A 12,461-nucleotide genomic window follows, 5' to 3' on the forward strand; every position below is an offset into this window, starting at 1 on the left:
GGACGCTCCGTATCGGGGTTCGAGGTGTGCGACATGCCGGATCAGGCCGAGCCGAACTCTTCGTCCAGCAGGCTGAAGATCTCCTCGGCGGAGGCCGACTCGAGGCTGGTGCCCTCGTCGGCGGCGGAGTCCGCACCGGACTCGGTGTAGGTCCACAGGGAGAGCAGTTCACGCAGCCGGGCGCCGACGGCGGCCCGGTCGGTGTCGCCGGTGGACACCGCGCGCATGGCGTGCTCCAGCTTGTTCAGCTCGCCGAGCACCGTCAGCGCGGACGTGCTGCGCTCCGCCAGCAGCGCGCCGCGCAGGTACTCGACCAGCGCGGCCGTCGTCGGCCGGTCGTAGATCAGCGTGGACGGCAGCCGCAGGCCGGTGGCCGCGTTGAGCCGGTTGCGGAACTCGACCGCGGTCAGCGAGTCGAAGCCCAGCTCGACGAAGCCGCGCTCCACGTCGATCGACCGGATCGACGCGTAGCCGAGGACCGCGGCGGCGTGGGTGCGGACCAGGTCGGAGAGCACCTGGTCGCGGTCGGCCTCCGCCGTGGCGGCGAGGGTCTCCCGCAGCGCCTCGGCCGGGTCGCGCTCGGCGGCGCGGGCCGCGCCGGTCGTCGCCGGGCGGACCAGCGACCGCAGCACCGGTGGCACCGCCGCCGGCCCGTGCCGGCCGATCAGCGCGAGGTCCAGATTGACCGGTACGACCACCGGCTCGGCGAAACGCAGCGCCTCGCTGAACAGGTCCATGCCCTCGTCGGCGCCGAGCGGCACGAAGCCGCCCCGGTTCATCCGGGCCTCGTCGACGTGCCCGGTCTGCCCGTCGCCGGTGTCGTTGACCCACGGGCCCCAGGCCAGCGAGAGCGCCGGGAGCCCCCGGTCGCGCCGGTGCTGGGCGAGGGCGTCGAGGAAGCAGTTCGCCGCCGCGTGGTTGGCCTGCCCGGGGCCGCCGAAGAGGCCGGCCGCCGAGGAGAAGAGCACGAACGCGGCCAGGTCCAGCTTCTCGGTCAGCTCGTGCAGGTGCCAGGCAGCGTCGACCTTGGGTCGCAGCACGGTGTCGAAGCGGTCGGGGGTGAGCGCGGGCAGGACGCCGTCGTCGAGCACCCCGGCGGCGTGCACCACGCCGGTCAGCGGCAGGTCGGCGGGGAGCTGGTCGACCAGCAGGGCGAGCGCGTCGCGGTCGGTGACGTCGCAGGCGACCACCCGGGCGGTGGCGCCCAGTCCGGCGAGCTCGTCGACCAGCGCGGCGACGCCCGGGGCGTCCGCCCCGCTGCGGCTGACCAGCAGCAGGTGCCGTACGTCGTGCCGGGTGACGAGCCGTCGTGCCACGAGCCGCCCGAGCAGGCCGGTCGCCCCGGTCACCAGCACGGTGCCGGCGGCCAGGTCGGGGCCGGGCACCTCGGCCGGGGGCGGGCCGAGCCGGGTCAGCCGGGGCACCCGGAGCTGGCCGGCGCGTACGCCCAGCTGCGGTTCGCCCGTGGCCAGGGCCGCCGGCAGCAGCGCGGCGGCCGGAGCGTCGTCGTCGACGTCGAGCAGCACGATCCGGTCGGGGTTCTCGGACTGCGCGGAGCGCAGCAGGCCCCAGGCGGTGGCGGCCGGCACGTCGGCGATCTGCTCGTCCGGGTCGACCCGGACCGCGCCGCGGGTGACCACCACCAGCCGGGCGGCGGTCAGGGCGTCCTCGGCGAGCCACTGCTGGGCCAGCGCGAGCATGCGGTGGGCGACGCGGTGCGCCTGGCGGGCCGGATGCGGCTCGTCGGCGGCCGGTCCGGCGCAGGTCACCACCACCGCGTCGGGCACGGCACCGCCCGCGCGGACGTCGGCGACCAGCGCGGAGAGGTCCGGGTGCCGGTCGGCGCCGGGCCAGTCGTCGCCGAGGACGACCAGCCGGGGGCTGCCGTCGGCCCGGCCGGCGGCGGGGGCCACCCAGTCGAGGCGGTGCAGGGACCGGCTGGCCGAGCGGCGGGCGGCGCTCAGCTGCTCACCGGAGATGGGCCGTAGGACCAGACCGTCCACGGAGGCGACCGGCGTCGCGCCGGTGTCGGTGATGGTCAGGGCCACGGAGCCGGCGTCGGTGGCGCGCAGCCGGATCCGCAGCTCGCGGGCGCGGGTGGGCCGGATGGTCACCCCCGACCAGGTGAACGGCAGCCCCGGGCGGATGTCGGGGCCACCGTCGGTGCTCGGCGCGCCACCGGCGGCCTCGCCGGTCACGGCGTCGGTGGCGCCGGCCGTGGCGCTGGCGCCGATGGCGTGCAGCGCCGCGTCCATCAGGGCCGGGTGCACGGAGAAGGCCGTGGTGTCGGTGGACGCGTCGGCGTCCAGGGCGACCTCGGCGAGGATGTCCTGGCCCGAGCGCCACGCGGCGCGCAGCGCCCGGAAGGTGGGGCCGTAGTGGTAGCCCTGGGCGGCGAGCCGGGCGTAGAGCCCGTCGAGGGCGATCGGCTCGGCGTCGGCGGGCGGCCACACGGCTGCCGGCGCGGGGTCCGGGTCGACGGTGTCGGCGAGCTGGCCGGAGGCGTGGCGCTGCCAGGCCCGGGAGCCGTCGGGTGCGGTGTCGTCGTCGCGCCGGGTGTGGATGGCGACGGGCCGGTGTCCGGTCTCGTCCGGTGCGCCGACGCGGACCCGCAGGTCGATTCCGCCCTCGGTGGGGATCGCCAGCGGCGCCTCCAGGTTCAGCTCGGCGACGGTCGCCGCGCCGGCCTGCCGGCCGGTCCAGGACGCCAGCTCCACGAGGGCCGTCCCGGGCAGCAGCACCGTGCCCAGCACGGCGTGGTCGGCGAGCCAGGGGTGGGTGGCGAGGGTGATCCGGCCGGTGAACAGCAGCCCTTCGTCGCCGGGCAGGTCGGCCACCGCGCTGAGCAGCGGGTGGTCGACCACGTCGAGGCCCACGGCGGGCAGGACGGAGCGGTGGGCGCCGGTGCGCTCCAGCCAGTAGCGGTGCCGGTCGAAGGCGTACGTGGGCAGATCCACCGGCTCGGACTCGGGCAGCAGCCGACGGTGCTCCACCGGCAGGCCGAGGGCGTGCGCGGTGGCGAGGCCGGTCAGCAGCCGGATGGCGGCGTCGTCCGGTCCGCCGAGGGTGTCCAGGACGTGACCGGGGGTGCCGGTCGCGGCGAGGACAGCGGAGACCCGGGCGGCCAACGCCGGCTCCGGCGACACCTCCACGAAGGTCACGTGTCCGGCCGCGACGGCGGCGCGCAGGGCGGCGTCCAGCTGCTCCGGCCCCCCGGCGACATCGGCCGGGCGGTCGGCGCCGGGGACGCTCGGCGCCGCTCCGGGGCCGGCCAGGTCGGCACCGAGGCTGGCCGGGTCGGCCCAGTGGTCGACACCGAGGCGGGCCGGGTCGGCCCAGTCGCCGATGACCGCGGAGGCCAGCCGGGCGGTCCCCGGCTGCGGCGCGATCCCCGCCAGGCCGGCACGGAGGCCGTCGGGGTCCAGCTCGCCGGCGGCGGCCCGGGCCCGCAGCGCCACCGTCCGGGCGGCGTCGGGCAGGGACAGCAGGCCCGCCACGCAGGCGGCCACGACCTCGCCGTCACCGTGGCCGACGACCGCGGCGGGGGTGACGCCGGCGTGCCGCCAGACGGCGGCGAGCGCCACCCCGACGGCGAACAGAACGGGCCGGGCCAGCTCCGGTCGGTCGGCCCAGGAGGGGTCGGCGCCGGTGAGCAGGGCGGCCGGGTCGACGTCGATCCAGGGCGCGAGGGCCTGCCGGCACTCGGCGAGCGCGTCGTCGAAGACCGGGCAGCGGCCCACCAGGCCGGCCGCCGCGCCGGCCGGGGTGGTGTGCGGGAAGACGAACACGGGTCCCGCGCCGTGGTTGGCGACGGTGCCGGTCACCACGTTGCCGGCCGGGGTGCCGGCGGCGAGCGCGTCCAGGCCGGCCAGCAGCTCGCCGGGGGTCGCGCCGAGCACGGCGGCGCGCCGGTCGAACGCCGAACGGGTCGCGGCCAGCGACCAGCCGACCGCCGCCGGGGCGAGGCCGGGGTGTGCGCGCAGGTGCCGGGCCAGCCGGGACGCCTGCGCGGCCAGCGCCGAGGCGGAGCGGGCCGAGACGGGCCAGACCACCACGTCGGCGGCGAGCAGCCCGGCGGCGCGTTCCCGCTCCTCACCGGCGGCCGGTGGCGTCGGGGCGTCGGCCGCCTCGGCGTCGGCGGGCGCGTCGGCGGGCAGCTCGACGACCACGTGGGCGTTGGTGCCGGAGATGCCGAACGAGGAGACCGCCGCGCGGCGGGGCCGGTCGACCGCCGGCCACGGCCGGGACCGGGTCACCAGCTCCACGTCGCCGGCCGACCAGTCGATGTGCGGCGACGGCTCGTCCACGTGCAGCGACGCCGGGACGGTGCCCTCCCGCATGGCCAGGACCATCTTGATCACGCCGGCCACGCCGGCGGCGGCCTGCGCGTGGCCCATGTTCGACTTGACCGAGCCCAGCAGCAGCGGGCCGGCGTCGCCCCGGTCCTGCCCGTACGTCGCCAGCAGGGCCTGCGCCTCGATCGGGTCGCCGAGGACGGTGCCGGTGCCGTGGGCCTCGACGACGTCCACGTCGGTGACCGTCAGCCGGGCGCTGGCGAGCGCCTGCCGGATCACGCGCTGCTGGGACGGCCCGTTGGGGGCGGTCAGGCCGTTCGACGCGCCGTCGGAGTTCACGGCGGAGCCGCGCACCACGGCGAGGACGCGGCGCCCCTGCCGCCGGGCGTCGGAGAGCCGCTGCACGAGCAGCATGCCGACGCCCTCCGACCAGCCGGTGCCGTCCGCCGTGGCGGCGAAGGACTTGCACCGCCCGTCGGAGGCCAGGCCGCCCTGACGGGAGAACTCCTGGAACGCCGTCGGGGTGGCCATCACCGCCACGCCACCGGCCAGCGCCAGGTCGCACTCGCCGCGTCGCAGCGCCGCCCCGGCGAGGTGCAACGCCACCAGCGACGAGGAGCAGGCGGTGTCGACGGTGACGGCCGGCCCCTCCAGCCCGAGCGCGTACGCGACCCGGCCGGAGATGACGCTGTGCGCGGCGCCGGTCATCAGGTAGCCCTCGACGCCCTCGGGGACCTCGGTCAGCCCGGTGCCGTAGCCGGAGGTGGAGGCACCCACGAAGACGCCGGTACGGGTGCCGCGCAGCGACGCCGGGTCCACCCCGGCCCGCTCCAGCGCCTCCCAGGACGTCTCGAGGGTGAGCCGCTGCTGCGGGTCCATGGCGAGGGCCTCGCGGGGCGAGATCTCGAAGAAGGCGGGGTCGAAGTCCGCCACGTCGTAGAGGAACCCGCCCGCCGGCGGGTGGGTCCCCTCGGCCGGCTCGGGAATCTCCCAGCCCCGGTCGGTGGGGAACGGCGAGATGGCGTCCACGCCGTCGGCGACCAGCCGCCAGAACGCCTCCGGCCCGTCGACGCCGCCCGGGTAGCGGCAGGCCATGCCGACGATCGCGACGGGCTCGTCGGCGTCCACGACGACGGTCTGCGGGGCGTCGGCCGGGGCGGCGCCGGAGACCAGCTCGCGCAGGTGCGCGGCCAGCTCGGCGGGGGTCGGGTAGTCGAAGACCAGCGTGGTGGGCAGCCGCAGGCCGGTGGCCGCGTTCAGCCGCCCCCGGAAGTCCACGGCCGTCAGCGAGTCGAAGCCGAGGTCCTTGAACGGGCGACCGCGCAGCTCGTCGGGCGTGGCGTGGCCCAGCACCGCCGCGGTCTGCTCGTTGACCAGCCGCAGCAGCTCCCGCTCCTGCTCCGCCGCGGGCAGCGCGGCGAGGTGACGCAGCGGCGCGGCGACCCCGCCCGCCGGGGCGGCGGCCTCCTCCTGCGCGACGAGCGCCCGGACCTGCGGCAGGTCGCCGAGGAACGGGCTGGGCCGGGCCACGGTGAACGCGGGGTGGAACCGGGTCCAGTCGACGTCGGCGACGGTCACGCAGGGCGTCGGGCGGCGCAGCGCCCGGTCGAGGGCGACGAGCGCCTTCTCCGGGTCGACGGGCGGCAGGCCCATCCGGTTGAGCTGTTCGGTGGCCACGTTCTCGGCGGCCATGCCGTGCGCGCCGCCCCAGGCGGTCCAGGACACGGCGGTGGCCGGCAGGCCCCGGTCGCGCCGGTTGACGGCCAGGGCGTCCAGCAGGGAGTTGCCGGCGCCGTACGCGCACTGCCCGGCGCTGCCCCACACGCCGGAGATGGAGGAGAACATGACGAACGCGCCGAGGTCGCGCTCGGCGAGGCAGGCGTCGAGGTGCAGGGCGCCGAGCACCTTGCCCGCCACGACGTGGGAGAACTCGTCGAGGGTGGTGTCGGTCAGTGGGGTGAGCTGGTCGGTACCGGCGGCGTGCACCACCGCGGTCAGGTCGGGCAGCGAGTCCACCAGCTCCGCCACGGACCGCTGGTCGGTGACGTCGCAGGTGGCGACGGTGACCCGCCCGTCGGCGCCGTACCGGTCGAGCAGTTCCGCCACGGCGGGAGCGGCGGTGCCCCGACGGCTGGCGAGGACCACCCGCCCGACGCCCCGGTCGAGCAGCCAGCGGGTGACGTGGCCGCCGAGGGCGCCGGTGCCGCCGGTGACCAGGACGGCCCCGGACCACCAGTCGCCGGCCGGATTCTCGTCGGCCGCCGGCGGGGCCGGGGTCAGCCGCCGGGCCCAGGTGCCGCCGGGGCGTACGGCCACCTGGTCCTCGCCGCCGTGGCCGGCCAGCACGGCGGCGAGCCGCCGGGTGGTGGCGTCGTCGACGGTGGCCGGCAGGTCGACCAGGCCGCCCCAGCGGTGCGGCTGCTCGACGGCCGCCGCGCGGCCGAGGCCCCAGACCTCGGTCTGCAACGGGTGCGCGACCCGGTCGCCCGGGGCCGCCGCCACCGCGCCGCTGGTGACGCACCACAGCGGCGCCACCAGGTCCAGGTCGGTCATCGCCTGGACGAGCGCGAGGGTGCCGGCGGCGGCGAGGGTCACGCCGGGGTGCTCGGGCAGCAGCCGGTCCTGGCCGGCGACGACGGCGAGCACGCCGTCGACGGGCCGGCCGTCGACCAGGTTCCGCAGCCGGGCGGCGAGCGCCGCACGGTCGAGGTCCGCGGCGCCGACGCGCAGCACCAGCGGTTCGGCGTCGCCGAAGAGCCCGGCCAGGCCGTCGGCCCACGCCGGCGCGTCGTCGGCCGGCAGCACGACCAGCCAGCGGCCCGCCGGGCCGTCGCGCTCCTCGACCGGCACGGGCTGCCAGGTCACCTGGTACGACCAGCCGTCCACGAGGGAGCGTTCCCGCCGCGACCGGCGCCAGGAGGCGAGTACGGGCAGGGCCGGCAGCAGCGCCTGGACCTGCTCGTCGTCGTCGCCCAGTTCGCCGCGCAGCGTGTCGACGTCCGCCTGCTCCAGGGCGGTCCAGAACTCGTCGTCGCCGTCCGCACCGGCGGCGGGGGCGGCGGGCGGCGGCTCGGGCCAGAACCGCTGCCGGCGGAAGGCGTACCCGGGCAGGGGCACGCGCGTGGTGTCGGCGCCCGCGAACAGCGGCGCCCAGCCCACCTCGACCCCGTCGACGTGCAGCTGCGCGAGGGCGGTGAGCGCGGACGTGGGCTCGGGGCGGTCGCGGCGCAGCAGCGCCACGGCGGCGGTGTCGTCGTCGGCGCCGGCCGCGGTCAGGACGTCGCGGGCCAGCGCGGTGAGCACCCCGCTGGGGCCGACCTCCAGGAACGTACGCACGCCCAGGGCGCGCAGCTGCTCGACGCCGTCGGCGAACCGGACGGCCTCCCGCACGTGCCGCACCCAGTACTCGGCGGTGCGGATCTCGTCGGGGTCGGCGACGGCGCCGGTCAGGTTCGACACGATCGGCAGCGCCGGCGGGTGCAGCTCCAGCCGGCGCACCACGGCGGCGAACTCGGCGAGCATGGGTTCCATCAGCGGGCTGTGGAAGGCGTGGCTGACCCGCAGGGGCCTGGTCCGTACGCCCTGGTCCGACCAGCGGCGTTCGAGTTCCTCGACGGCGTCGGCGGCGCCGGAGACGACCACGGCGGTGGGCCCGTTGACGGCGGCCACGGCGACCCGGTCCTCGACGCCGACCAGTGCGGCCCGGACGGTGTCGGCGGGCAGTTGGACGGCCAGCATCGCGCCGCCGGCCGGCAGGGCCTGCATCAGCCGGCCCCGGGCCGCGACGAGCGTGGCGGCGTCGGCGAGCGACAGCACGCCGGCCGCGTGCGCGGCGGACAGCTCGCCGATCGAGTGCCCGAGCAGCACGTCCGGAACGACCCCCCAGCTCTCCAGGAGCCGGAACAGCGCGACCTCGACGGCGAACAGGCCGGCCTGGGTGTAGAGGGTCTGGTTGAGCAGTGCGGCGGCCTCGTCGCCCTCGGGCGCGAAGAGCACCGGGGTGAGCGGGCGGGGCAGGTGCCGGTCCAGTTCGGCGCAGACCTCGGCCAGCGCCCTGCCGAAGACGGGGAACGCGGCGGCCAGCTCGCGGCCCATGCCGCTGCGCTGCGCGCCCTGGCCGGAGAAGAGGAACGCGAGTTTGCCGCCGCGCGGGCCCGCGCCGGTGACCAGGCCCGGGGCGTCGCCGCCGGCGGCGAGCGCGCGCAGGCCGGCGGCCAGGTCGTTGCGGTCGGCGGCGAGCAGCACGGCGCGGTGCTCGAGGCTGGCCCGGGTACGCACCGACGACCAGCCGACGTCGGTCAGGCGCAGCTCGGGGCGGTCGTCGAGCCAGTCGGCCCAGCGGGTCGCCTGCGCGGTCAGGGACTCGGCGTCGCGGGCGGAGACCAGCACCGGCACGAGGCCGGCCCCGTCGACCGGGGCCGGGTCGACGGCGGCCGGCGCGGTGGCCTCGTCGGTCGCGGTGGCGGGGCTGTCCGGGGCGTCCGCCGGGGCGGGGTCGGCGGCGGGCGCCTCCTCGATGATCACGTGGGCGTTGGTGCCGCTCATGCCGAAGGAGGAGATGCCCGCGCGGCGGGGCTGCTCCCCGGCGGGCCACGGCTGCGGCTCGGTCGCCAGCGCCACGGCGCCGGCGGTCCAGTCCACGTTGTGCGTGGGCTCGTCCACGTGCAGGGTGGCCGGCACGGTGTCGTGCCGCAGCGCCATCACCATCTTGATCACGCCGGCCACGCCGGCGGCGGCCTGGGTGTGGCCGATGTTCGACTTGACCGAGCCGAGCCACAGCGGCCGGTCCGCCGGCCGCCCCTGCCCGTACGTGGACAGCAGCGCCTGCGCCTCGATCGGGTCACCGAGGGTGGTGCCGGTGCCGTGCGCCTCCACGACGTCGACCTGCTCGGGCGCGAGCCGGGCGCTGGCCAGCGCCTGGAGCACGACCCGCTGCTGGGACGGGCCGTTGGGGGCGGTCAGGCCGTTGCTCGCGCCGTCCTGGTTGACCGCGCTGCCGCGTACCACGGCCAGCACGGGGTGGCCGTTGCGGCGGGCGTCGGAGAGCCGCTCGACGAGCAGCAGGCCGGCCCCCTCGCCCCAGGCGGTGCCGTCGGCGGCGGCGGCGAACGACTTGACCCGGCCGTCCATGGCCAGGCCCCGCTGGCGGCTGAACCCGATGAAGGCGGACGGGGTGGACATGACGGTGGCGCCGCCGGCCAGCGCCAGGGTGCACTCGCCCTGCCGCAGCGCCTGGCAGGCCAGGTGCAGTGCGACCAGCGACGACGAGCAGGCGGTGTCGACGGTGACGGCGGGGCCCTCGATGCCGAGCGCGTACGAGATCCGGCCCGACACGACGCTCGCCGCCGTGCCGGTGAGGATGTAGCCCTCCGTACCGGGCGGCGGCTGCTGGAGCAGGCCCACGTAGTCCTGGCCGGTGGTGCTGGCGAACACCCCCACCTGGTGGCCGTGCAGCGTCGAGGGGTCGATCCCGGCGTGCTCGAACGCCTCCCACGAGGTCTCCAGCAGCAGGCGCTGCTGCGGGTCCATGGCGAGCGCCTCGCGCGGCGAGATGCCGAAGAACGCGGCGTCGAAGTCGGTGGCCGAGTCGACGAAACCGCCCTCGGCGACGTACGACGTGCCGGGGTGGTCGGGGTCCGGGTGGAACAACCGCGCCAGGTCCCAGCCACGGTCGGCGGGGAACGCGGAGACGGCGTCGCGGCGGGATTCGACGAGCTCCCACAGCTCCTCGGGCGAGCCCACCCCGCCCGGGAACCGGCAGGCCATGCCGACGATGGCGATCGGCTCGCGGTTGGCCGCCTCAAGCTCGCCGAGCTTCCTCCTGGTCTGGTGAAGGTCCGCCGTCACCCATTTCAGGTACTCCCGGAGCGTATCTTCAGTCGCCATTGACGCCACCTCTTCGGGCCGGTAAGAAACAGGCGACCCAATACCGTCCACAGACGCCACAAGCCGCGAAGATCTAAGCCCATTCAGCCGACCACGAATTGCCAGACAATAAGCGTTTCAGCCCCCACCAGGTCTTACGCGCCGGACGAAAGGTAATTGTCGCCGGACGGCGGTCACAACCCCTAGCGTGCCCCTACGGGTGCCCCTAGCCCGTGTTTCGTAAGGGACCGCCGACCAGGGAGGCGGGCCCGGCGTGGCGGCGATCGATAAGAGCCGCGCTCCGGTGGGTCGGTTGGCGACCGAGCGAATCGATGACCGACCGAAGTCCTCGCGTCAGGGTAGCGGCTACGGGGCGGCACGACGTGAGCGACGCTCGGTGGGCGTCGGTCGCGGCTCGCCCCGCTGCGGGAGCTGGCCAGGGGCGCCCGCCAGATGGGCCGAAACGGCAGACGTCGACGAGTCGGTGCGCCGGGGCCAGGTGGGGCGGCCGGGTCCGGTGGGCCGCTCCGCCGTCGTCCGTCCCGCCCACCACCTCGGTGCCGGCCGCGCGAGGGGTCCGGACCGGGCCCCGGGGCGGGACGCGCCCGAGGTGGCCGCGCCGCGACCGCTCTCGTACCGCTGGTTCGGTGCCTCCTTCAGCGACGCCCGGCTGACCCGGCGGCGTGGCGGTGCCATCCGGGGCCACGGGCGGGCCCCGCTTCCCCGGCCGGCACCGGCCACACCCTCGCCCGACCTGGTCCTGGCCGACAGAGCGTGAACATCGTCACGTGCGCTTCGAGTTCACCGTCGCTGTCGTGACCACATCAATAGCGCGGAGCATTGGATGCGGGATCATCACGGCGGGCGCTAATACTGCATCACGCAGTAGACGACAGTCGGGTGCGTGAACCGGTACCAGCGGTTCCACCGGTAGTCCCGGGTGCACTTCCTGTCGTTGGCGGCCCCTGGGACAATGTCGACGATGTGCACGGTGCCCTTTGCCTTGCATTTCGACGCGCCGACGATCCAGCCATCGCCCTTTGGGAATTTGTAACAGTAGTTGCGCACCAGATGGCGCTCGAGACAAAGGCGGTAGCCGTCTTCCGTGATGTACGCGGACTTGGGATCGGCGCACGTGCCCTGGTCGTAGTCCACCGACACCACCCGGTAGGTGCCCCGCGTGCCGTTGCAGTTACCGATACCCAGGAAGTCGCCGTCCTCGCTGACGACGATGCACTGCCCGATCTTCGCGGGCGGCGGTGGCGGAGCCGCCTCGGTCGTGGGAGGCGGCTCCTCCGGCAGCGGCAACGGCACCTCCGTGGACGGTGCCGGGGGTGTCGTCGACGACGGCACGGGAGAGTTTCCGTCCGCGACGGCCACCGGCCGGCCGTCGTCGTCCCTGTTGGCGACGACCAACGCGCCGGCCGCCACCACACAGGTCCCGAGCAGGCACAGCGCCAGCACCCCAGCGATGACACCGATGATGAGAGGTCCGTTGTTCTTCGGCGGCGCCGGCGGTGGCGGTGGCGCGGCCAGGCCGGGTTCCGGCGGGGTAGCACCCGGGTCGTCGGGCACATCAGACGTCGGCGGCAGCGTCACCCGGGAAGTGTGGCACAACTCCATTGAGGACGGATGGAGCCCCGTCCGGGCCGGGGTCACCCGTTGCCGGCGACGGTCGCCGGGACCGGAGATTCGGTCTTGAGACCGTGAATCCGCTGCCGCAGCGCGTCTTCGGCCCCCGGCGGCTGCGGGTCGCCTCCGTCGCGGCGCCATCTGGCGAATGCCAGGTCCAGTTGCGCGGAGTGCAGCCGCTTCATCCGCGTGTAGGCCGGACGGTCACCACGCAGGAGTGCCTGTAGCCGCATCCGCAGACGCAGCGGTGGATTCACCAGTACGGGCACCTCGGCCGGGGTGATCGCGCCACGCGGGTCGCCCGCCTCGTCCCGGAGGTGCCGATGCAGTGACCTCGTTTCCTGACGCAGCGCGGTGATGACGAGAAACAGCAGGATGGCGAACGCCGGCCCCTTGAGGACAATGAGGTTCAGCGGCTGCACGACGAACAACTGGACCGTGGAATTGTCGGACTCCCAGTACAGGCAGCCCATTGCGAAGATGTCCCAGACCAGGTGGGCCGCGATGGCGACGGCGAAGCCGCTACCGACGCAGACTGCCCGCCGTCCGGTGGGCGGGGCTCGTGGGCCGTGACCGCGCGCCGTTCCCACGGGCCGTGGCCGGGCGGGTGCGGCACGCCGCCCGACCACGGCCGGCGCGACCGCCGACAGCGGTCGCGCCGGCCCGTTC

At 76.0% G+C, this 12,461-nt stretch carries 3 protein-coding genes; all 3 read right to left on the minus strand.

All coding sequences use genetic code 11. The features are described 5' to 3' along the window. Positions 1-41 precede the first annotated feature (41 nt). On the minus strand, positions 42-10,181 hold the full coding sequence (locus tag ACGFIR_RS16620) for a type I polyketide synthase (protein WP_393145789.1): 10,140 nt from the start codon (positions 10,179-10,181) through the stop codon (positions 42-44). Positions 10,182-11,027: 846 nt separating this feature from the next. After that, on the minus strand, positions 11,028-11,759 hold the full coding sequence (locus ACGFIR_RS16625) for a hypothetical protein (RefSeq protein WP_393003752.1): 732 nt from the start codon (positions 11,757-11,759) through the stop codon (positions 11,028-11,030). Positions 11,760-11,815: 56 nt separating this feature from the next. After that, entirely contained in the window at positions 11,816-12,265 is a 450-nt protein-coding gene (locus ACGFIR_RS16630) for a hypothetical protein (RefSeq protein WP_393003754.1), read from the minus strand. Between the last annotated feature and the right edge of the window lie 196 nt (positions 12,266-12,461).

Origin of the sequence: Micromonospora sp. NPDC049051, from assembly GCF_043197575.1 — a bacterium.
In the GTDB taxonomy this organism is placed as follows: Bacteria; Actinomycetota; Actinomycetes; order Mycobacteriales; family Micromonosporaceae; genus Micromonospora.

Bases quoted from the DNA above. Each gene is read 5' to 3' on its own strand.
- ACGFIR_RS16620 (WP_393145789.1), bottom strand. From the start codon at position 10,181: ATGGCGACTGAAGATACGCTCCGGGAGTACCTGAAATGGGTGACGGCG.
- ACGFIR_RS16630 (WP_393003754.1), bottom strand. From the start codon at position 12,265: ATGGGCTGCCTGTACTGGGAGTCCGACAATTCCACGGTCCAGTTGTTC.